Source organism: Acidovorax sp. Root275, assembly GCF_001428965.1.
In the GTDB taxonomy this organism is placed as follows: Bacteria; Pseudomonadota; Gammaproteobacteria; order Burkholderiales; family Burkholderiaceae_C; genus Acidovorax; species Acidovorax radicis.
The window spans coordinates 758,350-783,990 of the sequence record NZ_LMJH01000001.1; the positions used below are offsets into that span (position 1 = coordinate 758,350).

Consider the following 25,641-nt stretch of genomic DNA (forward strand, 5'->3'; position numbering starts at 1 on the left):
GGCGTGCCGCCTGCTGCAAGCCCGGCTCCGGCGCCCACCCTTTGTTGTGCATCGCACTCGGAATTCGCACCATGAATGAACTGACCCGTTTTTCCCTTCAGCGCCGCCACCTGCTCGCCACGGTCGCGGCCACCGCAGCCACCGCCGCAGTAGCTACGGCCCCCCAGGCCTGGGCCCAGGCCCCCGCCGCTTCCCGCGTGCTGCGTGTGGGCCACCAAAAGGGTTGGCTCTCCATCCTCAAGGGTCGTGGCACGCTCGAAAAGCGCCTGGCCCCGCTGGGGGTGAAGGTCACCTGGACCGAGTTCAACGCAGGCCCGGTGCAGCTCGAAGCGCTCAACGTGGGCTCCATCGACTTTGGCGATGTGGGCGAGGCGCCCCCCATCTTTGCCCAGGCCGCCGGTGCGCCGCTGGTCTACGCCGGTGCCACCGTGCCGCGCCCCGCGCTGGAGGCGGTGATCGTGCCAAACGGTTCGCCCATCCGCAGCGTGGCCGACCTCAAGGGCAAGCGCGTGGCCTACAACAAGGGCTCCAACGTGCAGTACTTCCTGGTCAAGCTGCTCGAGAAGAATGGCCTGAAGTACGGCGACGTGCAGTCCGTCTTTCTGGCGCCGGCCGATGCGCGGGCTGCGTTTGAAAAGGGTGCAGTCGATGCCTGGATCATCTGGGACCCCTTCCTGGCCGCCGCCCAGAAAACCCTGGACGCCCGCCTGCTGGCCGACGCCACGGGGGTGGTCAACAACCGCGCGTACTACTTCACCTCGCGCGACTTCGCGACCAAGAACACCGACGTGCTGCGCATTGCGATCGAAGAGGTCAATGCGATTGACACCTGGGCGTCCAAGAACAAGACGGCTGCCGCCGCCGAATTGTCCGCCGTGCTGGGGCTGGACAAGTCCATCACCGAGCTCTACCTCAACCGCGCGAAGTTTGGAACCGCCCCGGTCACCCGCGAGATCCTGGCCGAGCAGCAACAGATCGCAGACACCTTCTTCGACCTGAAGCTGATCCCCAAAAAGCTCAACCTGCTGCACGCCGCGCCCGTCGATCTGCTGTAACCCCCACCGTTCAAGGAGCCTGCCATGCCCGCGCCCATGCCCTTTCCGTTGCATGCACAGCTGCAGCGCGTTCTGTGTGTGACGGCCGCCGCCTGGGGGCTGAACACGCAGCAACGCCGTGTGGTGCACCGTGCCCCGCAGTTCGGCTTTGCCATTTCGTATTGAACGCACTGAACGTACCGAACGCACTGAAAAGACCTGCTCCATGCAAATCTTCTGGTTCATCCCCACCCACGGCGACAGCCGTTACCTCGGCACCGCCAAGGGCGCACGCCAGCTCAGCCACGACTACCTCCAGCAGGTGGCCGTGGCGGCCGACAGCCTGGGCTACGAAGGCGTGCTGATCCCCACCGGCCGCTCCTGCGAAGACCCCTGGGTCGTTGCATCCAGCCTGATCGCGGTCACGAAGAAGCTCAAGTTCCTGGTCGCCGTGCGCCCCGGCCTGCACCAGCCCGCGCTGGCCGCGCGCATGGCGGCCACGTTCGACCGGCTGTCGGGCGGGCGCCTGCTGATCAACCTGGTGACGGGCGGCGACCAGACGGAGCTGGAGGGTGACGGCGTTTTTCTGGACCATGCCACCCGCTACGAGCAGTCGGCCGAGTTCATCCGCATCTGGCGCGAGATCCTGGCGCGCAGCCACGACGGACAGACCTTTGACTACGAAGGCAAGCACCTGTCCGTGAAGGGCGCCAAGCTGCTGTTCCCGCCGCTGCAGCACCCGCATCCGCCCGTGTATTTCGGCGGGTCATCCGATGCTGCCCATGACCTAGCCGCCGAGCAGGTCGAGACCTACCTCACCTGGGGCGAGCCCCCCGCCGAAGTGGCGAAAAAGGTGGCCGACGTGCGCGCAAGGGCTGCGAAAAAAGGCCGCACCGTGAAGTTCGGCATCCGCCTGCACGTCATCGTGCGCGAAACCGACGACCAAGCCTGGGCCGCCGCCGAAGAACTCATCAGCCATGTCGATGACGACACCGTGGTGCGTGCGCAGGCCGTGTTCTCGCGCATGGATTCCGAAGGCCAGCGCCGCATGGCCGCATTGCACAACAAGGCAAGAAACAAGGCCCCCACGCTCGGCACTGACGTGTCCTCGCTGCCCCCCGAGGGGGGCCAATCGCCTAGGGGCGGCCCGTCGGCGATTGGGCGCAGCCGCAAGGACCTCGAAATCAGCCCCAACCTGTGGGCGGGCGTGGGCCTGGTGCGCGGTGGCGCGGGCACCGCGCTGGTGGGCGACCCGCAGACGGTGGCCGCACGCATCGAGGAGTACGCAGCCCTGGGCCTGGACACCTTCGTGCTCTCGGGCTACCCGCACCTCGAAGAGGCCTATCGCTTCGCCGAGCTGGTGTTTCCGCTGCTGCCGCTGAAGCTGCGCGACCAGCTGGCTGGCGGCAATCCGCTGGGCCCGTTTGGCGAGACCGTGGCCAACGACTTTGTGCCGCGCGCGTCGCAAAGCTGAAACCGCCCCCAAAGGAGCCTGCCATGAGCATCCAGTCCATCAACCACGTGCAGCTCGCCTTCCCGGCCGGGGCCGAGGCGCCGATCCGGCGCTTCTACGCCAGCCTGCTGGGCCTGCCCGAAGTGCGTCTGAAGGCCGGCAACACCCTGCGTTTTGCCGCCGGCACGCAGCGCATCGACCTGGTGCCCACCGAGCACTGGCAGCCCGCCCCTGCGGTGTCGCACCTGGCCTTTGAGGTGCAGGACCTGCCCGCGCTGCGCCACCGCCTGCTGCAGGCCGAGCTGGCGCTGGTGGAAAACCGCGCGCTGCCCGGGTACCTGCGCTTTTACGTCAAGGACCCGGCGGGCAACCAGCTGGAGTTCCTGGAGCCCGACCACGAATACGACAACGAACAAGAACGCGAGAGCACCCCATGACACAGACACAGACCCAGACGGTGCGAGAGCTGCAGATTTCGCCCGTGGCGGACTCCGTAGACCTGCCGATCGAGGGGCCGTTGCTGCCCGCTCCCTTGGCCCGCTTTCTGGCCAACGTCGCGCAGCGCCTGCTGCCCTGGGCCGTGCCCGTGGGCCTCATCGTGCTGTGGCAGATCGCATCGTCGCAAGGCTGGCTGTCCAGCCGCGTGCTGCCGGCCCCGCTCGAAGTGGTCAAGGCCGCCTGGACCCTGACCGAATCCGGCGAGCTGTGGACCCACGTCAAGGTCAGCGCGGGCCGCGCGCTGGCCGGGCTGGCCATCGGGGGCGGCCTGGGGCTGCTGCTGGGCCTGCTCACCGGCTCGGTCAAGCTGTTTGAAACGCTGCTCGACTCCACCATCCAGATGGTGCGCAACATCCCTGCGCTGGCGCTCATTCCGCTGGTGATCCTGTGGTTCGGCATCGACGAATCGGCCAAGCTGTTCCTCATCAGCGTGTCGGTGTTCTTCCCGATCTACCTCAACACCTTCCACGGCATCCGCAATGTGGACCCGGGCCTCATCGAGATGGGCCGCACCTACGGTCTGGGCCGCTGGCAGCTGTACCGGCAGATCATCCTGCCCGGTGCGCTCTCCAGCATCCTGGTGGGGCTGCGCTTCTCGCTGGGCCTGATGTGGGTGATCCTGATCGTGGCCGAAACCATCTCGGCGCAGGCCGGCATTGGCTACCTCACCATGAACGCCCGCGAGTTCCTGCAGACCGACATCGTGCTCGTGGGCATCCTGCTGTACGCGCTGCTGGGCAAGCTGGCCGACGTGTTTGCCAAGGGGCTGGAGCGGTACTGGCTGCGGTGGCATCCCGGGTATCAGGCATGAACATCCCCCTGAGCGGCTGTGCCGCTTCCCCCTTCTCTCTACGCGCTGCGCGCTGCGCGCTACGGGAAGGGGGACGACGCCAGCGCGGCGGGGTGGCCCTTGCGCGGCCTCCCTGGCATTGGGCCCCGCCGAGCGCAGTCATTGCGCCCAGGTACTCACTTTTTTATAGCTACTAGCGCTTTATGGACATGCGCAGGAGGCCATTTTGACTAGAAATATTACCCCGCCATCGCAGCCACAAGGCGTCCGCCTGGAAGTGCGTGGCGTGGACAAACGCTACGGCACGCGCGACGTGCTCAAGAAGACCGAGCTGGTCATCGAGCCTGGCCAGTTCGTCGCCATCGTGGGGCGCAGCGGCTGCGGCAAGAGCACGCTGCTGCGTCTGGTGGCGGGGCTCGAATCCGTCTCGGGCGGTGCGATCCGCCTCGACGGCCAGGACGTTGCGGGCCTGAGCAGCGACACCCGCATCATGTTCCAGGACTCGCGCCTGCTGCCCTGGAAACGTGTGGTGGACAACGTGGCACTGGGCCTGCCACCCGGGCAACGCGGCGCGGCCGCCGACGTGCTGGCCCGCGTGGGCCTGGGCGACCGGCTGGGCGAATGGCCCGCGCGCCTGTCCGGCGGCCAGCGCCAGCGTGTGGCCCTGGCCCGCGCCCTGGTGCACAACCCGCGCCTGCTGCTGCTCGACGAACCGCTGGGCGCGCTGGATGCGTTGACCCGCATCGAGATGCACCGCCTCATCGAAGGCCTGTGGCGCAGCAGCGGCTTCACCGCGCTGCTGGTCACCCACGACGTGCAAGAGGCCGTGGCCCTGGCCGACCGCGTGATCCTGATCGAAGACGGCCAGATCGCGCTGGACCAGCGCATCGACCTGCCTCGCCCGCGCTCACACGGCGACGCCGCGTTTGCCGCCATCGAAAAACGCATCCTCGACCGCGTGCTGCAAAAGCCCGATGGGGAGCCTGCGCACGAGGTGCCCTGGCCCGGTGTGCCCGCGCATGGTTTGCGCTGGGCGGTGTGATGGATTACGCCCTGAGCCGCTTCGCGCCTTCCCCCAAAAGGGGGGGCGCCACCGGTGGCCTGGCAAAGCCAGTTCCACGGTGGCGCTGGCCTGGAGCACGCCAGTGTCGGGCGCCGTGTTAGTGGTGTAGCACCGAGGTGTAGCGCCTTTTTTGTTTCTTTTTTCAACGGACTTATCAAGGAGAACCCCATGTCCATTCAAGCCATCAACGTACGCAACCAGTTCAAGGGCAAAGTGCGCGAAATCATTCGCGGCGATGTTGTCTCCGAGGTCGATGTCGAAACGCCCTGGGGCGTTGTCACCTCGGTCATCACCACCCGCTCGGTGGACGACCTGGGCCTGGTCGTCGGCTCCGACGTGGTCGCGCTGGTCAAGTCCACGGAGGTATCGATTGCCAAGCTGTGAGGCAGCCGTGGGACAGAAAATTTGAATGAAATAGGGCTCCAGCGCTTGGTGGGTAAGCGCTGGTAGCTATAAAAACGAGAGTTTTCCTGAGACGCGCTTGCATTTGGTAGACGCTATGCGCTAAAGCACCTACATGATGCTGCGTATCACTACGAACAAGTCGGAACTCGATGTCTCGCTGATTCACGAGTTCCTCAGTAAGCACTCCAGTTGGGCCCGGGGGATTCCTCGCCCTCTTGTTCAGCGGGCGATTGACAATTCCCTTTGCTTCGGCGGTTTCGTTGGCGACAGGCAAGTGGCGTTTGCGCGAGTTGTCTCTGATTTCGCCACCTTCGCAAACCTCTTGGATGTTTTCGTCTTGCCTGGCCACAGAGGGAACGGATACAGCAAGGCCATCCTGGATGCCGTCTTGGCGGACCTGCACTTGCAAGATCTTCGGCGCTTCACTCTGGCGACGGGTGACGCACATGGTCTGTATGCGCAATTCGGCTTCACACCTCCGCTGAAGCCGCAGTCTCTGATGGAGCGGTATTTCCCGAGCATCTACCACGGCAATACGCAATAACCGGGTTTTCTGGCTCTGGAAAGGACCTAGCACACCGTGTCGCGATCCTCCTGGCCGGGAAGCTGCGACCGTGGTCCGCGAGGCCTGCTGTCGACATAGGCAACACAACAGGCAACCATCAGCTGCGCGGCGAGGCACTGTCGCAGCACGATGCTCTCCATGACACGGCACACCCGTTGGAAATATGATTCGAATAAACCCCCAGCGCTTGTTGGGTAGTCGCTAGCAGCTATCAAAAAATGAGTGTTCTGCGCCTGCTATCTGGCAAGAATCCTGGGGCCATTCAGCCAAAAACCGCCTGCGCGGCTTAGACTCAGCCGCATGACGATCCTCCTTCTTTGCACTTTTGCCGCCTTGGCTGCGCTGCTCCACGCAGCGGCTGTCGCGCGAGCGGTGGCAAAGAAAAATGCGCGTCGTCAGCTGACGCCAGCACATTCCTAAGCCCGGCGGCACCCTCTCTCCCCATCCTCTTTCAGCGCAACCATCCACCGCCGGGCACCAGCCTCGCGCGGTAGCGGCCTTTTTTGTCCCCACGGGGCGGCAGCCGCATTTGATGGAGTGCTTTCATGCATGAAGTTGTTGTTGTCGTTCATGGCGAGCGCACGCTCACAGAACTTGATTTTTCCCGTCTGACGAGGCTTGCGGGCCAGCGGCAGCCGCCCATTCTTGCGGACCTCCTTGCGAACGCCGAAGTGACCAGTTCCCGCGCTGTGCGGTCTGACGTGGTCACCATGTATTCCCGTGTGGAACTGGTGGACGTGCACACCCACCGGCGCCAGGTGCTCACGGTTTGCTATCCGCAGGATGCAGAACCCGCAGCGGGCTTTATCTCGGTGCTGTCGCCGGTGGGCATCAGCCTGCTGGGCCTGAGGGTGGGGGATGTTGCCAAGTGGCACACGCCGCATGGCGAAGAGTGCGCGGCCGTGGTTGAGAGCATCCAGTTCCAGCCCGAGGCCACGGGCGACTACGTCACCTAGTCCTTTCCGCAAGCCTGCGGCCCGCCCCTGGCCGCGCCCCACCCATCACTGCCATCCAGCCCGGCGCCGTCTCGCAGCGGCGTTGCGGGACAGGTGCGCGCTGTTCAATCAGAAAGACGTTCAACCATGACCCCTCGCTCCATCCTCGCCGTCACCGATTTTTCCCAGCAGGGAGGCCACGCGCTTGCGCGCGCAGCGCTGCTCTGCGCCGAGCACCGTGCTCCATTGACGCTGGTCTATCTGGCCCACCCCGGTGAAGTCCCCCTGCCGGACACTGCCGTGCGGCTGTCGCACCACGCGCTGCAGCTTCGGCAGCGCCACGACATTCACGTCCATGCGGCAGCGCGCATTGACTCCACGGTTGCGGATGTCGCCCGCGAGGCAGCGGGTGCTGACCTGGTGGTGTGGGGCACGGCACCGGTGCGTGGGCTGCGCGCCTGGTTCGGCACACATCCGGCCATCCAGATGCTGCGCACTTGCCAGCGCCCCGTGATCGTCGTGCGCAATCCCGCAGACCAGCCCTGTCGAAGCTTGATGGTGGCGGTGGACTTCTCTCAGGTGTCGCACCGTCTGGTGGAGCTGGGCTTGGCGTTGCATCCGTCCGCACGGGTGGAGCTGTTCCACGCCATCAGCACTGCCAACGAAGGCAAGCTGCGGTATGCCGAAGTGTCTGAACGCGCCATCCAGATCTACCAGGAGCAATGCCGGCGCCACGCGCAAGACAGGATGTTCACGCTGACCGATTCTTACGACGCACGGCGCAATCGGCTCTCGTCTTCCATCGGGCGGGGCGACCCTGCGCGGCAGGTTCTGGTGGCGCAGCAGAACACGGCAGCCGATCTGATCGTGGTGGGCAAGCACCCGGCTTCCGCGTTGTCAGACCTGATGTTCGAGAGCGTTGCGCAACGCATCCTGCGCGATGCACGCACGGACGTGCTGGTGGTGCCGCACGGTTTTCAGCCCGCGTCCCGTGGTTCTGCCGTGAAGCGCCTTGCCACCGATCTGCCCGTGCGCCGCGTGAAGGCGGGCGCGCCGCGCCCGCCGAGCCATCCCAACCCGGCCGCGCACCGGGAACCTCTGCACCTGTTCACGAACAGTCCTGCACCACCACTTCCTTGACCACGGCCAGTGCCCGGGGCAGGTCTTCGAGGGCCACCGATCCCAGCGCGATGCGCAGCGCGTGGGGCACATGGGTGGTGGTGGCAAACCCCTCGGCGGTAGACACCGACACCCCGCGTTCTGCCAGGGTGGCGGCGATGCGGTCGGCCCGTTGGTCGTCGCCCAGCGGCAGCCAGACGAAGTACGAGTGCGGGTGCCGCACCAGCCGCAGCCCCGCCAGCGCCCGGGTGGCAATGGCCTGGCGCTGCGCGGTGTCTGCGCGTTTGCCGGCCTCCAGCCGGGCCACGGTGCCGTCTTCGATCCAGCTGCAGGCGATGGCGGTGATGACCCCGGCCGTGTTCCAGGCGGTGGCGCGCACGGCGCGCTCGATGGGGGCGATCAGCTCCCGCGATGTGGCCACAAAGCCAAATCGCAAGCCCGTGGCCACGTTCTTGGACAGGCTGGAGAGGTACACCGTGCGCTCGGGCGCCAGCGCCGCGATGGGGGGCGGCGCCTCGGGCGCGAGGTAGGCGTAGGGTGCGTCTTCGATCACCAGCAGGTCATGCGTCCGGGCCATGGCCACCAGGCGTTTGCGTGCGCGGGCACCCATCACGCAGCCCAGCGGGTTGTGCAGGGTGGGCATGGTGTAGATGGCGCGCACGGGCCGGGTTTCGCACAGGCGCTGCAGGGCGTCCAGGTCGGTGCCGGCAGGGCCGACCGGCACTGGGGCCAGGTCCAGCCGCAGGCGTTCTGCCAAAACCCGAAAGCCGGGGTAGGTGAGGGCATCCACCGCCACTACGTCGCCGGGGTTGAGCAGGCCCATGGCCGCCACGGCCATGCCGTGCTGCGCGCCGTTGACGATGAGCACCTGCTCGCCCGTCACCTGCAATTGGCGTGCCTTCAGGTGCCCGGCCACGATGGCGCGTTCGTGCGGCCGGCCGCCATAGGGGTGGTAGTGCAGCAGCGATTCCAGGTCGCCCGATGCGGCCAGCTTGCGCAGCGCGTCCCGCAGCAGGTCTGCCTGGCCCGGCACGCTGGGGTTGTTGAAGGACAGGTCGGTGGCGCTGGGCGCGGGTGTGGTGAGGTCGGCGTCGGCACCGCGCGGGGAGGCCGGGTCGCGCACAAAGGTGCCGCGCCCGGTTTCTCCCACCACCAGGCCGATGGCCTCCAGCTCGGCATACACGCGGCTTGCCGTGGCCAGCGCAAGGCCGTGCCGCTGGGCCAGCGCGCGGTGGGTGGGCAGGCGGGTGCCCGGCCGCAGCTGCCCTGCGCGGATGTCTGACGCCAATGCATCCATCACCTGTTTGTACCGAACCTGGCCCATGGCGTTGTGCCCCTGCGTTGAAACGTATCTATGACAATTTTTTGATTGTATTGAATGCCACCGGTAGGATGCATTTCGCCATTCCGTGCTTCATTCACTCTTCTTTCCTCTACTGAACAGGAACACCACCGCCATGCGCATCGCCATCCTGACCTTCGACGGTTTCAACGAACTCGACTCCCTGATTGCCCTCGGTCTGCTCAACCGGGTGAAGAAACCGGGGTGGGAGGTGTCGCTGTGCTGCCCCACAGCCCGGGTGTGTTCCATGAACGGTGTGACGGTGGAGGCCCAGTCGCTGCTGCCGTATGCGCGTTCGGCCGATGCCGTGCTGGTGGGCAGCGGTATGAAGACCCGCGAGGTGGTGCAGGACACCGCGCTGATGGCGCAGCTCGACTTCGACCCGGCGCGCCAGCTGCTGGGCGCCCAGTGTTCGGGGGCTTTGATCCTGGCCAGGCTAGGCTTGCTCGACGGCGTGCCGTCCTGCACCGACCTGACGACCAAGCCCTGGGTCCAGGAGGCCGGCATCACTGTGCTGAACCAGCCCTTTGTGGCCCGGGGCAATGTGGCCACGGCGGGCGGTTGCCTGTCGGCGCAGTACCTGGCAGCCTGGCTGATTGCGAGGCTGGAAGGGCCCGAGGCTGCCCGCGAAGTCATCCACTACTTTGCCCCGGTGGGCGAGAAGGAGGAGTACGTCGCCCGCGCCATGGGCCACATCGAAAACCAAGTCCCCATCGCCAGCCTGGCGTAGGCTGGCCGCAGGCGGCGCCGGTCACGGGCCGCAGGTCTGCCCACACCGCAGGAAAAGTGCAGGGCGGCAACGGGCTGCTGGTGGGACGCTGCCGGTAGACGTTATCGGTACGCGGAGCTCAGGGCCAAGGCCGGGGTGTGACCGCGAAGGCCACCGCCGCCCCCATGGCCCGGCAGTGTGAATACCGCTACGGCGTTCACCAGATCCTGTGCCTGGGTGCGCATGTTGTTGGCGGCGGCGGCCATCTCTTCGACCAGCGCCGCGTTTTGCTGGGTGGCCTGGTCGATCTGGCTGACCGCCTCGCCGATCTGGGTGACGCCGGTGCTTTGTTCGCTGCTGGCGGCGGTGATCTCGCCCACGATGCCGGTGACGCTGCGGATGGCATTGACCACCTCGGTCATGGTGGCGCCGGCTTTGTCAACCTGTGCAGTGCCACGCGCCACACGCTCCACGCTGGTGGAGATCAAGAGCTTGATTTCCTTGGCCGCGTCGGCCGAACGGCCGGCCAGGTTGCGCACCTCGCTGGCCACCACGGCAAAGCCCCGGCCTTGCTCGCCTGCGCGGGCGGCTTCCACGGCCGCGTTCAGCGCCAGGATGTTCGTCTGGAAGGCAATGCCATCGATCACGCCAATGATGTCGGCGATTTTCTGGGAGCTTTCGTTGATGCCCTTCATCGTCTCCACCACCTCGGCCACCATGGCGCCGCCTTCGGCCGCCACCGTGCTGGCGTTCAAGGCCAGCCGGTTGGCCTGAACGGCGTGGTCTGCGTTTTGCCGCACCGTGCTGCTCAATTGTTCGGTGGATGCGGCGGTCTCCTGCAGCGCGCTGGCCTGGTGTTCGGTGCGGCTGCTCAGGTCCAGATTGCCCTGGGCGATCTCGGTGCTGGCGTTGGCCACGCTGTCGGAGGTCTGGCGCACGCTGGCCACCACGGTGGACAGGCTGGCCTGCATCGCCGCCAGGGCCTGCATCACGGCCGCCACCTCGTCCTTGCCGCTGGTGTCGATGGGCTGGCTCAGGTCGCCACGGGCCACTGCATCGGCCACCTGTCCGGCCCGCTGCAGCGGCCGGGTGATGCCACGCACCAGGGCCGCGCCAAAGAGTGCAGCAAACAGCACCCCGAGGGCGATCGAACCGATGACGATCCAGCGAATGGTGCCAAACCGTTGCGCGGCGTCGTCGTATTCGTCCCGGGCTTCCTTTTGGGTCAGGGCCAGCAGCGCGCCGATATCGGTGCTGATGGGGTCGTACAGGTCGTCGAACTTGCGCACCACCAACACCCGCGCCGTGGCCACGTCTGCGTCCTTCAGCGCTGCCAGTGCAGGGGCCAGCCCCTCCTTCATGATCTTCTGGCGTTGCTCGCCGATGGCCTTGATGTACTTCTGGCGCTCGGGGCTCATGGCGGTTGCCAGCAAAGCCTCCCAGGCCTGTTCGCTCTTGCCGATGTTGGCCTCTGCCTCCTCAATGGCCTTGGCCACTTTCTCTGGCGCAGGCGACAGCAGCGCGTTGGATACCAACTGCCGGTTGCGTGTGGTCAGGTAGCGAAAGTCGGCCACCGCCCGCTGGGCCTGCATGCGGTTCTGGTACATCGACTCCATGGCGGCGTTGGCCCTGGCGATGCCGAACAGGCCGATGGCCCCCAATGCCACGAGCAAGGCAGAGAGCACGCCCACCAGCACCAGCAACCTCGTAAATATCTTGAAATTTCTCATGCACGGTCCCTCTTGCCGTTCGTGTAAGTGAATGTTCAGAATACCGTGCGAGGCGCCCCCGATTTGCCCGAAACAGGGCCAAAACCGGTGGAGTTCAGGGTAAATCGGGGTACGTTTTTTGGGTGTGCGCGATTGCCATTTCGGCATCCCTGCGCTGCCCCGTAGCCGTGGCGCGGGGGCTTCGCACCCAGAAAAAGACCCGCACGTGGCGGGTCTTTTTCTTGCGGACTCGGGCTCCTGCAATGGGCGCCTGCGGCCTACGCCGCCTTGGCCAGCGGCGTTGCGTACCGGCTCGCGGGCCGTGCCAGCCCCAGGTTTTCGCGCAGCGTTTTGCCTTCGTACTCCGTGCGGAACAGGCCGCGCCGCTGCAGCTCGGGCACCACCAGCTCGACAAACTCGTTGAGCGACTGGGGCAGCACCGGCGGCATCACGTTGAAGCCGTCGGCTGCGCCGTTTTCAAACCATTCCTGCATGCGGTCGGCAATGGTCTCGGGCGTGCCCACCACCACCCAGTGGCCGCGCGCACCGGCCAGGTATTCATAGAGCTGGCGCACGGTGTATTTCTCGCGCCGGGCCAGTTCCAGCACCACGTGGGCGCGGCTGTTGATGCCCTTGGGCGGCTCGGGGATGTGCGGCGGCGGGGCATCCAGGTTCCACTTCGACAGGTCTTCGCCAGGCCAGAAGGGCGTCAGCGTGGCCAGGCCCACGCTGGGGTGAATCAGCGCCTGCAGCTCGGCCCACTTGGCCTGGGCTTCTTCGTCGGTGCGGCCAATCACGGGGGAGATGCCGGGCAGCACCAGCAGCTCTTCGGGCTGTCGGCCGTATTTGGCCATGCGGCCTTTCACGTCCTTGTAGAAGGCCTGCGCTTCGGCAAGGCTGGTCCAGGCGGTAAAGATGGCTTCGGCCGTGGCGGCGGCCAGTTCCTTGCCGTCCCCGGACGAGCCAGCCTGCACGATGACGGGATGGCCCTGCGCCGAGCGTTCGATGTTCAGCGGCCCCTGCACCTTGAGGTGCTTGCCCACATGGTTCAGTGCGTGCAGCTTGTCCGGGTCGAAGTAGATGCCTGAGGCCTGGTCGCGCACCAGGGCGTCGTCGTCAAAGCTGTCCCACAGGCCCTTGACCACGTCCACAAACTCGTGGGCGCGCTCGTAGCGCGTGGCGGGGTCGGGGTGGGTGTCGAGGCCAAAGTTGCCGTAGACATTTTCGGCGCTGGTCGTCACCACGTTCCAGGCGGCGCGGCCCTTGCTGATGTGGTCGAGTGATGCAAACTTGCGCGCCAGCAGGTACGGGTCTTCGTAGGTGGTGGACGCGGTAGCCACAAAGCCGATGTGCTTGGTGACGGCCGACAGTGCGGCCCACAGCGTGACGGGCTCGAAGTGCGAAATGCGGCCCTGGCGGCTGAAGGACTCGCGGTCGCCCTTGTGCCACACGCCGGGGCTGTCGGCCACGAACACCTGGTCGAACAGGCCGCGCTCTGCTGTTTGCGCCACCTCGATGTAGTGGTCGATGTTCACGCCCGAATCGGCCTGCGAGCCGGGGTGGCGCCAAGCGGCGACGTGGTGGCCCGTGGCCATGATGAAGGCGCCGAGGCGCAGTTTTCTGGAGGGTTGGTGTTGGGTCATGGAGCTGTCCAAATGTGTGTGAAGCGCATGCGAGCGTTGAAACCGGCGCGGCCCAGGCCAGTGCACCCGTGGAACCGGCTTCGCCGGGCCTCCGGGTGCATCCCCCCTTGGGGGGATGGCGCCGAAGGCGACTCAGGGGGGCTATCTCTTGGGGTTACTCCGTGATAGTGATGCGATGCAGCTTGCGGTGCTGCTGGAAGAAGTCGCCCACCGCGTAGTGCTGGGTGGAGCGGTTGTCCCACACGGCCAGCGTGCCCTCTTGCCAGCGCAGGCGGGCCTGAAATTCGGGCACCTGGGGCAGGGCGAACAGCTGGGTCAGCAGGGTGTCGCTCTGCACGCGCGACAGGCCCTTGATGTGGCTGGTGAAGGTGGAGTTCACATACAGGATCTTCTTGCCCGTGATGGGGTGCACGCGCACCACCGGGTGCTCCACCGGCGGGTATTTGGCACGTGCTTCGCGCAGTTGGTCGCCGGTGGCGTCCTTGGCCAGCAGGTATTCCGTCCAGCCGCTGATCTCCCAGGTGTGCACGGCCGTCAGGGTCTCCAGGTAGGCCTGGAACGCGGGCGGCAGGCTGGCGTAGGCGGCGGTGAGGCTGGCCCACAGCGTGTCGCCGCCGCTGGCGGGAATCACCTGCGCGTAGAGGCTGGTGCCCAGCGGTGGCTGCTCGCGCCAGGTGATGTCGGCATGCCAGTTGCTCGATGCCTTGGGGCGCTCGGCCGTGCTCTCCACGATCTCGATCTCGGGGTGGTTCTCCAGCCGGGGGAAGAACGCCTTGACTTCGGCCACGTTGCCAAAGCTGCGGGTGAAGTCCACCTGCTGCTGCGGCGTGATGTGCTGGTTGCGGAAGAACAGCACCTCGTGCAGGGCCAGGGCCTGGCGCAGCTCGGCCTGCGTGGTGGCATCGAGCGGCTGGCGCAGGTCCAGGTCGTGGACCACGGCGCCGATGGTGGGGGTGTAGGGCTCGACCGCGAAGCGGGTGAAGGTGGGGTGCAAGTCGTTGAGGTTGGACATGGTGCTGCTTTCTGAAACGAGGGTGGATGAAAGAGAACGCCCATGGGATTGGGACAGTGCACGCGCAGCGCATCAACGAAGCAGTTCGTATATGCATAGTCGGAAATCCGCGCGCTGCAGCGGTGCACCGCGCCTGGCAATGCGCAAATTTGCATATCTGTTTTTGGTCGTTGGTTGCGGTGCCTGGCCTGCCTAGAGTGGCTGTCGATTCATGACAACAGGCACGAAAGGTCAACACATGAGAAAACCGCGATGGAACGCAGTGCTGCGCAGGGCCGCAGCGGCAGCGGTCGCCGCCACGGCACTGGGGCTTTGGCTGGGCAGTGCCGCCGCGCAGGCACCCGAGCCACTGAAGGTGATCCGCATCGGCGTTGCCACTGGTGGCGTGGGCAGCGACCCGGTGCGGCACGGCGGTACCTCGGCCGCGCTGGCCTATACCGATGGAGGGCTGGAGGAGGAGTTCAGGAAAGACGGGGTGAAGGTGCAGTGGACCTTCTTCAAGGGCGCGGGCCCCGCCGTGAACGAAGCCCTGGTCAACAAGCAGCTTGACTTTGCCTGGCAGGGCGACTTGCCCTCCATCGTGCACCGCGCCAGCGACGTGAAGACCAAGATCATCCTGGGCAGCGGGGTGCGCGGGGGCCTGTACCTGGCAGTGCCGCCGGATTCGACCATCCGGCGCCTGGAAGACCTCAAGGGGCGCAAGGTGGCGGTGTTCAAAGGCACCAACCTGCACCTCGCCGCCGTGCGCGCCCTGGCCGACAAGGGCCTGAGCGAGCGCGATGTGAAATTGGTCAACCTGGACTTCCCCAGCGCGGATGCCGCACTCATCGCCAAGGATGTCGACGCGGCCTTTGGCTACGTGGGCCTGTTCCGGCTGCGTGACCAGGGCCTGGCCAAGGTGGTCTGGTCGGCGTCGGAAGACTCCTTCAAGTACACGCGCCAGACCGCACTGCTGGTGAGCGATGACTTTGCCGCCCGCCACCCCCAGGTGGTCGCACGGGTGGTGAAGACCGTGGTGCAGTACGCACACAAATATTCCGACGAGAACCGCCGCGCCGAGCTGTTTGCGCTGTGGGGCAAGGCCGAATACCCCGAGAAGGTCTGGCGCGAGGATTTCATCGGCCAGCCCTTGCGGGTGCGCTTGTCGCCCTTGCTCGACCCGTTCTTGGTGGCGCGCTACAAGGATGCGGCAGATGAGGCCCACAAGCTCAAGCTCATCCGCAAGAAGCCCGAGATCGACAGCTGGTTTGACCGCCGCTACCTGGATGCCGCGCTCAAAGAATTGAAGCTTGAAGGTTACTGGCCCGTGTACGGCAGCAACGGAGAGCTGGCCGCACTTTGATCGATTTTCTTGGAGTGGGATGGGCGTGGGAGAGGCCCTTTGACAACCCGCCCGCACGGTGTGCGCGGCGGGTTCTTTTCTTCCCGGCGCGCCAGGCCCTGGACGCTGGCTACATAACGCCCGGGCCGCAGCTCATGCCGCAAACATCTTTGTCATTGCATATAAGCATTAACTATTTATTTTTATAACAAACTTCTTTTACATTCTTTTTTGTTGTTAAGGCGTGTGTGTCTTTGTCTGCACCCCAGAGTGGAAGTGCAAGGGGCGCACGGGCAAGAAAGGACATGTTCGCAATGACGATCCAGGCGTGGAATGCCGCCCCACAGGGCGGTGGGGCAGGGGGGGCGCCGCAGCTGGCTTCAGGCAAGCGCCCGGCGCAGCCTCAGGCGCTGGCCGAGGCTCGGCAGAGCGCCAACGGGCGATGGCGCTGGTTGTGGGCCTGGCCCTTCCCGCTGGCGCTGCTGGCCTTGTGGCAGTTGTCGGCCGTTTGGGGCTGGGTGCCCGAGCAGGTGCTGCCGTCACCGGCCGCCGTGTTCAAGGTATTTGGCGAACTGCTGGCCAGCGGCGAGCTGTGGGACCACCTCACCATCAGCATGGTCCGCGTGTTTGCGGGCTTTGGCATTGGCCTGGCCCTGGGCCTGTTGCTGGGCAGTGCCATGGGCCTCTCGCCCACGTTCCGTGACTATGTCTTCCCGCTGTTCAAGGCTTTCAGCCAGGTGCCGGTAATCGGCTGGCTGCCGCTGCTGATCCTGGTGGTGGGCATTGACGAGGGGCTGAAGTTTTTGCTGATTGCCAAGGCGGCCTTGGTGCCGGTGGCCATCAACACCTGCCAGGGCATTCAGAACGTGCCCAACCGGCTGGTGGAGGTGGCGCGTGTGTATGGTTTCACGCGCTGGCAGATGCTGCGCAAGGTGGTGTTCCCTGCGGCCACGGCGCCCATCTGGAACGGCGTGCGCTACGGCCTCACCCATGCATGGCTGGCGCTGGTGGTGGTGGAGCTGCTCGCGTCCTCCGAGGGCATTGGTTTCCTCATCGTCTATGGCCGCCAGCTTTTTCAGCTCGACGTGGTGCTGGCCGCCGTGCTGGCCGTGGGCATCGTGGGTTTTGTGATCGACAAGCTGCTGGCGACCTCCGAGGCGTGGCTGCTGCGCTGGCGCAAGCCGGGGCTGTGAGCGGGGTATGCACATGTCTTCTGTGAACGTGCCGTTGAATGTTTTTCAAAGGGTGCCCCGGCGCCTGCGAGGCTGGGTGTTGCCCACGCTGATCCTGGCGGTGTGGTGGGTAGCGGTGGAGTGGGGTGGTTCGACCTCGCCCTTGCTGGTGTCGCCGCTGGCCGTGTGGCAGCGCGGCATGGGCCAGGTGGCCAGTGTTGAGCTGTGGGTTGCGCTGTCGGCCAGCCTGTGGCGCATGGCCTGGGGGTTTGTGATCGGATCCAGCATCGGGCTGGCGGTGGGGGCGCTGCTGGGCTGGTCGCGCTGGGCCGAGCGGTTGGTAGGCCCAACTTTTCACACGCTCAAGCAGATCTCGCTGTTTGCGTGGATTCCGATGCTGTCGATGTGGTTTGGCCTGGGCGACGCGGCCAAGATCGCCTTTGTCGCGATGGCCGCGTTTTTCCCGGTAGTGCTCAACACCTTCGAGGGCCTGCGCAGTGTGCCGCGCGAATACCTGGAGGTGGCCCGCGTGTACGAATTCAGCGTGTGGCAGACGCTGCGCCGTGTGGTGGCGCCAGCGGCCGCGCCCTCGCTGTTCACGGGCATCCAGCTGTCGCTCATCTACACCTGGCTGGCCACGCTGGGGGCGGAATACCTGCTGGCCTCGGGCAAGGGTATTGGCAACACGCTGATCGACGGGCGCGAGCACTTCTGGATGGACCTGGTGCTGTTTGGCGTGGTGGTGGTGGGCCTGGTGGGCTTTGCGCTGAACTGGCTGCTGGCCGCGCTGGAGAAGCGCCTGCTGGCGTGGCGCGACCGCACCGTGGCGCAGTACTAGTGCCCCCTGAGGCGCTGCGCGCCATCCCCCTCAGGGGGACGCCCCCAGGGGCCTGGCGAAGCCAGTTCCCCGGCGGCACTGGCCTCGGCCGCGCCAGTCTCGACCAATAGCTAAGAACAACGTCATTCGAATAGGAAATACACCATGGCACACGCCGGCACCCTGGCCATCCGCGGCCTGAACAAGCAGTACGAGGTCAAGGGCGAAGCCCTGCCCGTGCTGCAGGACATTCACCTCACCATCGAACCCGGCGAGTTCGTGAGCATCGTGGGCTCCAGCGGCTGCGGCAAGTCCACGCTGCTGCGCCTGGTCATCGGTCTGGAGGGCGACTACCAGGGCGAGATCCTGCTGGGTGGCCAGCGTATTGTGGGCACCAGCCTCAACCGGGGCATCGTGTTCCAGGAGCACCGGCTGTTCCCCTGGCTCACGGTCGAGAAGAACGTGGCGCTGGGCCTGCTCAACTCCAGCCTGACCGAAGGCCAGCAGCGCGCCACGGTGCGCGAGCACATCGAACTGGTGGGCCTGCAAGGCTTTGAAACGGCCTACCCGCACCAGTTGTCCGGCGGCATGTCCCAGCGCGTGGCCATTGCGCGGGCGCTGGTCAACCGGCCTGACATCCTGCTGCTGGACGAGCCCTTTGGTGCGCTCGACGCGATGACCCGCGCCCACCTGCAGCAGGAGCTGCACCGCATCTGGCAACAAGAAGGCATCACCATGATCCTGGTGACCCACGACGTGGAAGAGGCCGTGTACCTGGGCAACAAGGTGGTGGTCATGGAGCCGCGCCCCGGCCGCATCCGCCGCATCGTGCCGGTGAACTTGCCACATCCGCGTGAGCGCACGTCGTTTGCCTTCACTACCGCCAAGGACGGCGTGCTCAAAGAGTTTTCAGCCCATCCCGCCGCCGACCTGGCAGAGCCACCGCTCAAGCGCGGCGAGCAGATTGCTCCCGCCTCGCAGTGGCAGTTTGCCGTCTGAACGCATCTTTTCTAACCCCCTTTTGTTCCAGAGTTTTTCATGACGCAACAACCCACAGGATTTTTCTCCACCCGCCGATCCCTCCTGCTCACTGGCGCAGCCGCGCTCGCAGCGCCCATGGTGCTGCGTGCACAGACGCCGGCCAAGGTCGTGCGCATCGGTTCGCCCGACCTGGGGACGGCCAACAAGCCTTCGCCTGGCAGCAGCGCGCTGGCGGTGGCGCATGCCAACCGGTGGCTCGAAGAAGAGTTCGCCAAGGACGGCATCACGGTGGACTGGAAGTTCTTCCGGGGGGCGGGCCCGGCTGTGGCCGAGGCCCTGTCGGCCAAGCAGCTGGACGTGGTGTTCCTGGGCGATCTGGCCTCGGTCATTGGCCGCTCCCGCGGCCTGCCCACACGCTACCTGCTGCCCACGGGGCGCGGCTCCAACAGCTATCTGGCCACCGCGCCGGGCGTGAAGATCAGTTCGGTGGCCGAGCTCAAGGGGCGCAAGGTGTCGGTGCTCAAGGGCACGGCCTACCAGCGGCCCTTTGACAACCTGCTGGCCACGGCCGGGCTCACCGAAAAGGACGTCAAGCTCATCAACCTGGACTGGCCCAGTTCCAAGGCCGCCGTGGTGGCGGGCGAGATCGACGCGACCTTTGGCGGCTCCGACCTGTTCTTGCTGCGCGACAAGGGCGTGAACATCCCGTTGAGCACCAAGGGGCGTGGGCCTGCGTTCACCATCAACGCGGGTGTGCTGGCCACGCAGGACTTCATCACCGGCAGCCCACAGCTGGCGCAGCGCCTGGTGCACCAGGTGGTGCGCAGTGCCCATTGGGCCTCCCAGGAGTCCCACCGCGAGGCCTACATCAAGCTGGTGGTGGACCACAGCGGCGCCCCTGAGATCGGCGTGCGTGCCGAGTTCGAGGGCGAGCAGTTGGCCAGCCGGTTCTCGCCGCTCATCGACGAGGCGCTGGTGGCAGGCTACCAGGGCGTGGTGGACGATGGCCTCAAGCTCAACCTCATCCGCCAGGGCTTTGATGTGAACGCCTGGTTCGAGCCGCGTTTTGCGCAACAGGCGCTGCGCGACCTGAAGCTGGAGCGCCATTGGTCTGCGCAGGACGCACAAGGCAAAACCAAGGGGGCGGCATGACCAACAAGCCCGTGCAACCACCCAACATCGTCTTTATCCTGGCCGACGACCTGGGCTGGGCGGACCTGAGCGTGTACGGCCAGGCCGACTTCAGCACGCCGCACCTGGATGCGCTGGCGGGCGAGGGCGTGCGCTTCACGCAGGCCTATGCCAACTCGGCCGTGTGCTCGGCCACGCGGTTCGCGCTCATCACCGGGCGCTACCAGTACCGGCTGCGCGGCGGGCTGGAGGAACCCCTGGTGCGCAAGGCCCATGTGCACGGCCTGCCGCCCGAGCACCCCACGCTGCCCTCGCTGCTGCGCGATGCGGGCTACGACACCGCGCTGATCGGCAAATGGCACCTGGGCAGCCTGCCCACGTTCGGCCCGCTCAAGAGCGGCTACAACCGATTTTTTGGCAACTACGGCGGTGCCATCGACTACTTCACGCACAAGCCCGGCGTGGGCGAAGCCGTGCCGCGCGATTTGTACGAAGGCGAAGTGCCGGTGGAGCGTGTGGGCTACTACACGCAGCTGCTGGCCGACGAGGCATCCAGCTGGCTGCGCAGCCGCGACACCCAAAATCCGTTCTTCCTGTCGCTGCACTTCACCGCGCCGCACTGGCCCTGGGTGGGGCCGGAGGATGAGGAAATTTCGCTGGGCCTGAAAGACCTCTTTCACTACGACGGCGGCAACCTGCAGACCTACGCCAGGATGGTGCGGTCGCTCGATGGCGCCGTGGGCCAAGTGCTGCACGCGCTGCAGGAGCAGGGCCTGGCAGACAACACCATCGTGGTGTTCACCAGCGACAACGGTGGCGAGCGATTTTCCAAAACCTGGCCTTTTACTGGCCAGAAGACCGAGCTGCTCGAAGGCGGCATCCGTGTGCCCACGCTGCTGCGCTGGCCCGCACGCATTGCGCCGCAGGTGAGCGACCAGGTCACCGCCACCATGGACTGGTTGCCCACACTGCTGGCGGCGGCTGGCGTGGCGCCCGACGCCGACTACCCATCCGACGGCGAGAACATCCTGCCCGTGCTGGAGGGCCATGCCCGTGTGCACCCGCGCACCTTGTTCTGGCGCTACAAGTCGCAACGCCAGCGCGCGGTGCGCGAGGGCCGTTTCAAGTACCTCAAGATCAACGACAACGAGTTCCTGTTCGACGTGGAGGACGACACGCTGGAGCGCGCCAACCTGCGCCACAAGCACCCCGAGGTGTTCGAGCGCCTGCGCACGGTGTGGGAACAGTGGAACGCGCAGTTCCTGCCGATCACCGACGAGGTCGTCACCCACGGCCTGTCGCCGGACATCCAGGCCGACCGCTATGCCCCCGACCTGAGCCAGCGGGGGATGTGAACATTCCTACCTGCAAAAAATCAATAAAAATTGGCCCTGGCGCTTGATGGGTAAGCGCTAGTAGCTATTAAAAATATAGTGTTTGACGTGCTGCAAATGACGGGTGTGCCCTCGGGCCGCCATCCGCACCCACCCTCACCGGGCGCTGCAGTGGCGGTCACCTTCTTTCTCTCTGACGGGCTTCTATGAACTTTCAGCAACTGCGCTCCGTGCGCGAAGCCGTGCGGCGCGGCTTTAACCTGACCGAAGTGGCCCACATGCTGCACACCTCGCAACCTGGCGTCAGCCGCCAGATCCGCGAACTGGAAGAAGAACTGGGCGTGGAGATTTTTGTGCGTGCGGGCAAGCGCCTGACGGGCCTCACGCCACCCGGCGAGGCGCTGCTGCCCACGGTGGAGCGCCTGCTGCTGGAGGCCGACAACCTCAAGCGCGCGGGCCAGGATTTCAGCGACAGCGCCACAGGCCGGCTGTCGGTGGCGGCCACACACTCGCAGGCGCGTTATGCGCTGCCCCAGGTGGTGCGCGACTTCCGGGCGCTGTTTCCGCAGGTGTCGCTGCACCTGCACCAGGGCTCCCCGCGCCAGGTGGCCGAGATGCTGCTCAGCGGCGAGGCTGACATCGGCGTGGCCACCGAGGCACTGGCGGGTTATGACGCACTGGTCACGCTGCCATGCTACCGCTGGACCCACAGCATCGTCGTGCCCCCGGGCCACCCTCTGCTGGAGCTGGAGGGACCGGTGACGCTGGAGCAGCTGGCGCAGTACCCCATCATCACCTATGAGCTGGGCTACACGGGCCGCGCGCACATCGACGAGGCCTTTGCCCGCGAGGGCATCGCCCCCGACATCGTGCTCACCGCCATGGATGCCGACGTGATCAAGACCTATGTGGAGCTGGACATGGGCGTGGGCATCGTCGCTTCGATTGCCGTGGACGCCGAGCGCGACCGCCACCTGCGTCTGATCGACGCGGGCCACCTGTTCGAGGTCAACCTGACCCGCCTGGGCCTGCGCCGTGGCGCCTGGCTGCGTGGCTACGCTTACCACTTCATCGAAAGTTTTGTGCCCACGTTGACGCGGGAGGCGGTGGAGAAAGCGGTGCAGCAGGGCGGCTATCGCTCTGCAGATGCGGAGGAGGGCAGGGGTATTTAGGGGACCTGTTCCCCGGCGGCTACGGTGCACCTAGGGCTGCCCTGCCCGAGAGGATGTGGCACAGACGGGGACCGGTCTCCCCGCAGGCCCTATTCAAGGGAACGGGTTCCGGGGGCTATTTCTTGGCGGGCGTGCTTGTTGCGCCCTGGTTTGCATCAATCTCTCGCAGCATCTCGTTGGATTTGTCCAGTGCCTGTGCCGTCTCACTGAGCTGTTGTTCGATCTCCGCCGTCCGTTCGACTGCGGCCTGCAGATCGCCCTCAGCAGCCTTGGGCTGCACTTTGGTGGACAGCACGGCATGAACCACTTCCAATTCGCTTGCAGCAGCTTTGATCTGCTCGGCCGCTTCGACGTTCTGACTCAGGACATCAGAGATGGCAGCGTCCTTTGATTGCATGGTTTTGGTCGCCATAGGTAGGATTTAGAGTAAGACAAACTGGGCTCGAACATCCCCCGGGAGAAGCACTTCACCGGGTGACTGCCTACATGCTGGTCAATGGCGTTGGACGGAATGGGGAAACGCGTTCTTCAACGGGTGCGCCCGGCATGTTTTGCGGTGCACCCTGTTGCCATTCTCGTCGAAGACCGCCAGACCCCACAAGGCGGCCTTGCGGCTGACGCTGGTGCACAGCCTTTGGGACGCTGGGTTGACCATGCGCAGGGTGTTGGAAACGGTCGCGCAGTGGGCGCATACGCTCATAGTCTTGAGCGGCAAAGTTTGATGCGTGAAATCCATGACAGCGTGTTACAAACGTGCGCAAAAGGGATGGAAATGAAAATCTTCAAGGCTTTGGCCGCTGCTTTGCTGCTGGCTTGCTGCAACGCGCATGCTGTCTACACGATCTATATCTATGAGAGCGGCGGTAACGTCGTGGCAAGTGGAGCAGGGACACTCGATACGACGTCGCTGGGAGCGCTGGGGGCTTTGTCCGTGACCCCATTGGTCATTCCCGTCAGCGCGATATTGCGCGTGGGAACGCCCGGGGCATCCATCCAGGCATTTGGTCCGCTGAACGGGCCCGCATCTTTTGGCCCGGGCGGTCTGACAAATGCAGATGGGGGTAGCGGCGACATGGTGGGGCTTTTTGGCGCGCTGGCATTGTTTGTGCCCCAGGCCTATGTTGCAGGTGATCCACTCAGTTCGTCAGCCAGCTGGTCTGCCGCCACCCTTGCAACCCTGGGCTTGACCCCTGGCGACTACACCTGGACGTGGGGCAGCGGGCCGTCCTCCGACTCGTACACCCTGCGGGTCGGGGTTGCACCGCCAGGGGTGATCGTCGCATCCATTCCCACCCTGTCTGAATGGGCTGCGGTGGTGATGTCTGCACTCTTGGCGATTGGCGGTATCTGTGCCCTTCGGCGGCGACGGCCCTAGACGCGACGCACCGGCTTGCCGCCATGCCCACGCTGGCGCAAAGGGCCATGATGCTGGTGTTGGGGGCTGCCGGCAATCTCAGGCTCCAGCACGCCCTACCGCGTTGCATATTTCGCGCCACCAGCAACTTGCCGATGTAGGACCACGCCCATATCCACGGCCATGAAATAAGCGCATGCTGGGCAAAGCATCGATGACCACTGGAGCTGGGTCTCTTCGCCCCCGGTTTTAGCAACTCCAGAACCAAGGTCAGCTATGTGTATCAAGATCACCGTTGCGCAAACGGTGCCGGATGACGCATTCACGCGCATCGTGGCATTGACGCAGTTCCTTCAGAAAACCGACCCCAACTTCGAAGACCAGCAGTTTGGAATTGCTCGTGGTGAGGTGGCAGATGTGGTCGTCATCGACCCGGAGGACAAGATTCGTGAAAAGCTTCTGCATCTATTGGTGGTAGAGGCGATAACGGCCGACACGGATTCGGTCATGGGCTCGCTAAGCTAACAAGGCGGCAATGCCCGAGGACTCCATAAAACGCTGAGTCGCCCCGCGCCCTGGCGGGCGCAAGCTTGCAGCTATTGACCACAAAAAAGTCCTCCGTGCTCCATCGAGCGCTTTGTTTGTTGAGGACCCCATGAGTATCACCATCACTGTCGATCACACCGTTTCTGAGGACGATTTCGAAGAAGTCGAGACTCTGGCGAGGCACTTGCAAGGCAGCGACTACAACTTCAGTGGCCGGGCAATTTGGGTCATACGTGGCTCCCTGACAGACGTCACAGATAGCCAGGATCCATTGCGGGGGGCGCTGCTGATGCTGATGGTGGACGGCTTGTTGAAACGCTTGCGCATCCCGTCCAAATAGAGGAAAGGGGCGCTTGTCCCCAACGTGCTCATTCCGCAGCCTTCGCCCCCTGGCCACGCGCCGCCAGGGATGGCCACAACTTCGTCACACAGCTGGTTGTGGGCGGTGGCGCATATGCCAGAGCACTGCGGCCCCGACCACCGTGGCAGCAAACAAGCCAATGGCTACGGCGTTGAGCAGAGCACCGGTGGCCCGCCACGCAGGGTCGTACAGACCCATGCCCAACCGCACGATCAGTGAAAGATGCAGGGCCGCCAGCGGCACATAGAACAGTGAGCCGAATTGAAGCTTGATGCGGGCAATGGCGGGGAGGATGACCGGAGCGTGCCCCATCATCATGCTCACGATAAACCCCAGCCCCAGCGCGTGCAGTGCGGCATCCCGCAGCGGAAGGCCCAGCGCTGTGCCCGTCCAGGCCAACCCGGCAACCGCCAGCCAAACGTAGCCGCCCAGCAAGCACACGGCCATGAAACGCGCCAAGCCCTGGGTCAGCACGGTGCGGCGTGCAATGTCAAAAATGCCAAGCCACAGGGCCAGGAAAAACAACGAAAAACCGTAGAGCACCCCGCCCGCCCGCGGCGAGAACGCTGACAGCGCTGCACCCACAGCCATCGCACCCAGGAGCAGCCCCAGCGAGAGCTGTGCACCCGGGCGTCGGCGCATTAACCGTGTCATTTCCAGTCGCTCGGCGGCAATCGTCATCACCAGAAAGGCAAACCACCACGGCACGCTGGACGCGTCCCCCGGCCGGCGCAGGAACAACAAGCTACCCGTGAGCCAAGCGAGGGCGCCAGCGAGCAGCAAGATGGTATGGGCCGCACGCTGACGATGAACCACCACCACATTGACCCCCACGAAAAACACTGCGGCCACAGCGAGCAGCCAGGCACCCGCAGTCGTCTGGCCGGCCAGCAGGCACAGTCCACCCAAACCAGAGGCTACCGGCGCCAGCCAGGCAGAGTGCCGCTTGACCGCAACGGCCCGCTCGATACCGATGACGGTGCCCATGAACCCGCAAATCATCAGTGCACCGTGGCTCACCGCTGCGTTGCCCAACCAATGGCCCGTCGGAAAGGGCAAAGAGAGTACCCAACCTGCTCGCAGCAGGCCTCCAGCGATGCCGCTCAGCAGCGCCAGTGCCACCAGTATCAAGAGGATGGGGACCAAGGTGCTGGCACGGGTAGATGCAGCGCGTT

The 25,641-nt window shown here is 65.2% G+C and carries 27 protein-coding genes; 21 read left to right on the forward strand and 6 right to left on the reverse strand.

Translation table 11 applies throughout. The features are described 5' to 3' along the window. The first annotated feature begins 71 nt into the window (after nucleotides 1–71). From ASE52_RS03510 to ASE52_RS03550, 10 genes are all read left to right on the forward strand, one after another. The gene (locus tag ASE52_RS03510) at nucleotides 72–1,055 is read left to right on the forward strand and encodes a sulfonate ABC transporter substrate-binding protein (protein WP_057223822.1); all 984 of its coding nucleotides are present in this window, start codon (nucleotides 72–74) and stop codon (nucleotides 1,053–1,055) included. 24 nt (nucleotides 1,056–1,079) lie between these two features. Continuing rightward, nucleotides 1,080–1,220: a hypothetical protein gene (locus ASE52_RS25995; RefSeq protein ID WP_010461289.1), complete on the forward strand. Its 141-nt coding sequence runs from the start codon at nucleotides 1,080–1,082 to the stop codon at nucleotides 1,218–1,220. A gap of 40 nt (nucleotides 1,221–1,260) precedes the next feature. Further along, on the forward strand, nucleotides 1,261–2,508 hold the full coding sequence (locus ASE52_RS03515) for an FMNH2-dependent alkanesulfonate monooxygenase (protein WP_057223823.1): 1,248 nt from the start codon (nucleotides 1,261–1,263) through the stop codon (nucleotides 2,506–2,508). Nucleotides 2,509–2,531: 23 nt separating this feature from the next. Further along, complete coding sequence (locus tag ASE52_RS03520; protein WP_057223825.1) at nucleotides 2,532–2,924, forward strand: VOC family protein; 393 nt, start codon at nucleotides 2,532–2,534, stop codon at nucleotides 2,922–2,924. Then, on the forward strand, nucleotides 2,921–3,796 hold the full coding sequence (gene ssuC, locus ASE52_RS03525; protein ID WP_057223828.1) for an aliphatic sulfonate ABC transporter permease SsuC: 876 nt from the start codon (nucleotides 2,921–2,923) through the stop codon (nucleotides 3,794–3,796). Before ASE52_RS03520 ends, ssuC begins: the two co-directional genes overlap by 4 nt. Before the next feature lie 205 nt (nucleotides 3,797–4,001). Further along, nucleotides 4,002–4,817, forward strand: a complete 816-nt coding sequence (locus ASE52_RS03530) for an ATP-binding cassette domain-containing protein (protein WP_085940264.1) — start codon at nucleotides 4,002–4,004, stop codon at nucleotides 4,815–4,817. 189 nt (nucleotides 4,818–5,006) lie between these two features. Further along, complete coding sequence (locus tag ASE52_RS03535; protein ID WP_010461298.1) at nucleotides 5,007–5,222, forward strand: molybdopterin-binding protein; 216 nt, start codon at nucleotides 5,007–5,009, stop codon at nucleotides 5,220–5,222. A 133-nt stretch (nucleotides 5,223–5,355) separates the two neighbouring features. Further along, nucleotides 5,356–5,787 (forward strand): GNAT family N-acetyltransferase, encoded by a 432-nt coding sequence (locus ASE52_RS03540; protein ID WP_057223830.1) that lies wholly within the window; start codon nucleotides 5,356–5,358, stop codon nucleotides 5,785–5,787. A gap of 566 nt (nucleotides 5,788–6,353) precedes the next feature. Beyond that, nucleotides 6,354–6,764 carry a GreA/GreB family elongation factor gene (locus ASE52_RS03545; protein ID WP_010461303.1) on the forward strand — a complete coding sequence of 137 codons (411 nt, stop codon included), beginning with the start codon at nucleotides 6,354–6,356 and terminating at the stop codon, nucleotides 6,762–6,764. A gap of 126 nt (nucleotides 6,765–6,890) precedes the next feature. Continuing rightward, nucleotides 6,891–7,883: a universal stress protein gene (locus ASE52_RS03550; RefSeq protein WP_057223833.1), complete on the forward strand. Its 993-nt coding sequence runs from the start codon at nucleotides 6,891–6,893 to the stop codon at nucleotides 7,881–7,883. Here the strand turns inward: ASE52_RS03550 and ASE52_RS03555 are convergent. After that, nucleotides 7,852–9,186 (reverse strand): PLP-dependent aminotransferase family protein, encoded by a 1,335-nt coding sequence (locus ASE52_RS03555; protein WP_057223835.1) that lies wholly within the window; start codon nucleotides 9,184–9,186, stop codon nucleotides 7,852–7,854. The two genes, ASE52_RS03550 and ASE52_RS03555, sit on opposite strands and share 32 nt — an antisense overlap. 133 nt (nucleotides 9,187–9,319) lie before the next feature. On the opposite strand from ASE52_RS03555, the gene ASE52_RS03560 reads away from it, so the two are divergent. Beyond that, nucleotides 9,320–9,934: a DJ-1/PfpI family protein gene (locus ASE52_RS03560; RefSeq protein ID WP_057223837.1), complete on the forward strand. Its 615-nt coding sequence runs from the start codon at nucleotides 9,320–9,322 to the stop codon at nucleotides 9,932–9,934. A gap of 101 nt (nucleotides 9,935–10,035) precedes the next feature. Here ASE52_RS03560 and ASE52_RS03565 read toward each other — a convergent pair whose 3' ends face one another. From ASE52_RS03565 to ASE52_RS03575, 3 genes are all read right to left on the reverse strand, one after another. Continuing rightward, nucleotides 10,036–11,643, reverse strand: coding sequence for a methyl-accepting chemotaxis protein (locus ASE52_RS03565; RefSeq protein WP_057223839.1), 1,608 nt, complete (start codon nucleotides 11,641–11,643; stop codon nucleotides 10,036–10,038). Nucleotides 11,644–11,900: 257 nt separating this feature from the next. Then, a complete protein-coding gene (locus ASE52_RS03570) occupies nucleotides 11,901–13,265 on the reverse strand; it encodes an LLM class flavin-dependent oxidoreductase (protein ID WP_057223841.1) in 1,365 nt (454 codons plus the stop codon). 154 nt (nucleotides 13,266–13,419) lie between these two features. Further along, nucleotides 13,420–14,277, reverse strand: a complete 858-nt coding sequence (locus ASE52_RS03575) for a TauD/TfdA family dioxygenase (RefSeq protein WP_057223843.1) — start codon at nucleotides 14,275–14,277, stop codon at nucleotides 13,420–13,422. 238 nt (nucleotides 14,278–14,515) lie between these two features. On the opposite strand from ASE52_RS03575, the gene ASE52_RS03580 reads away from it, so the two are divergent. The 7 genes from ASE52_RS03580 (at nucleotide 14,516) to ASE52_RS03610 (ending at nucleotide 22,205) form a co-directional block, all read left to right on the forward strand. Next, nucleotides 14,516–15,619, forward strand: a complete 1,104-nt coding sequence (locus tag ASE52_RS03580; RefSeq protein ID WP_057223845.1) for an ABC transporter substrate-binding protein — start codon at nucleotides 14,516–14,518, stop codon at nucleotides 15,617–15,619. Between the two features lie 284 nt (nucleotides 15,620–15,903). Further along, on the forward strand, nucleotides 15,904–16,791 hold the full coding sequence (locus ASE52_RS03585; protein WP_241776908.1) for an ABC transporter permease: 888 nt from the start codon (nucleotides 15,904–15,906) through the stop codon (nucleotides 16,789–16,791). Nucleotides 16,792–16,804: 13 nt separating this feature from the next. Continuing rightward, nucleotides 16,805–17,608: an ABC transporter permease gene (locus tag ASE52_RS03590; protein ID WP_057223850.1), complete on the forward strand. Its 804-nt coding sequence runs from the start codon at nucleotides 16,805–16,807 to the stop codon at nucleotides 17,606–17,608. Nucleotides 17,609–17,752: 144 nt separating this feature from the next. Then, nucleotides 17,753–18,586: an ABC transporter ATP-binding protein gene (locus ASE52_RS03595; RefSeq protein ID WP_057223852.1), complete on the forward strand. Its 834-nt coding sequence runs from the start codon at nucleotides 17,753–17,755 to the stop codon at nucleotides 18,584–18,586. 39 nt (nucleotides 18,587–18,625) lie between these two features. Next, on the forward strand, nucleotides 18,626–19,720 hold the full coding sequence (locus tag ASE52_RS03600) for an ABC transporter substrate-binding protein (RefSeq protein ID WP_057223853.1): 1,095 nt from the start codon (nucleotides 18,626–18,628) through the stop codon (nucleotides 19,718–19,720). Then, nucleotides 19,717–21,054 carry a sulfatase-like hydrolase/transferase gene (locus ASE52_RS03605; RefSeq protein WP_057223856.1) on the forward strand — a complete coding sequence of 446 codons (1,338 nt, stop codon included), beginning with the start codon at nucleotides 19,717–19,719 and terminating at the stop codon, nucleotides 21,052–21,054. The genes ASE52_RS03600 and ASE52_RS03605 overlap by 4 nt, the downstream gene beginning before the upstream one ends. Before the next feature lie 185 nt (nucleotides 21,055–21,239). Next, nucleotides 21,240–22,205, forward strand: coding sequence for a CysB family HTH-type transcriptional regulator (locus ASE52_RS03610; RefSeq protein ID WP_050816597.1), 966 nt, complete (start codon nucleotides 21,240–21,242; stop codon nucleotides 22,203–22,205). A 115-nt stretch (nucleotides 22,206–22,320) separates the two neighbouring features. Here the strand turns inward: ASE52_RS03610 and ASE52_RS03615 are convergent, their stop codons facing one another. Further along, nucleotides 22,321–22,617 (reverse strand): hypothetical protein, encoded by a 297-nt coding sequence (locus ASE52_RS03615; protein ID WP_057223858.1) that lies wholly within the window; start codon nucleotides 22,615–22,617, stop codon nucleotides 22,321–22,323. Nucleotides 22,618–22,701: 84 nt separating this feature from the next. Between ASE52_RS03615 and ASE52_RS03620 the strand changes: the two genes are divergently transcribed. From ASE52_RS03620 to ASE52_RS03630, 3 genes are all read left to right on the forward strand, one after another. After that, complete coding sequence (locus ASE52_RS03620; protein WP_082606746.1) at nucleotides 22,702–23,580, forward strand: IPTL-CTERM sorting domain-containing protein; 879 nt, start codon at nucleotides 22,702–22,704, stop codon at nucleotides 23,578–23,580. Between the two features lie 255 nt (nucleotides 23,581–23,835). Beyond that, nucleotides 23,836–24,084, forward strand: a complete 249-nt coding sequence (locus ASE52_RS03625) for a hypothetical protein (RefSeq protein WP_057223863.1) — start codon at nucleotides 23,836–23,838, stop codon at nucleotides 24,082–24,084. A gap of 130 nt (nucleotides 24,085–24,214) precedes the next feature. Then, nucleotides 24,215–24,445 (forward strand): hypothetical protein, encoded by a 231-nt coding sequence (locus ASE52_RS03630; protein ID WP_057223865.1) that lies wholly within the window; start codon nucleotides 24,215–24,217, stop codon nucleotides 24,443–24,445. An 84-nt stretch (nucleotides 24,446–24,529) separates the two neighbouring features. On the opposite strand, the gene ASE52_RS03635 is transcribed toward ASE52_RS03630, so the two are convergent. Continuing rightward, complete coding sequence (locus ASE52_RS03635) at nucleotides 24,530–25,612, reverse strand: hypothetical protein (protein ID WP_057223867.1); 1,083 nt, start codon at nucleotides 25,610–25,612, stop codon at nucleotides 24,530–24,532. Nucleotides 25,613–25,641 lie beyond the last annotated feature (29 nt).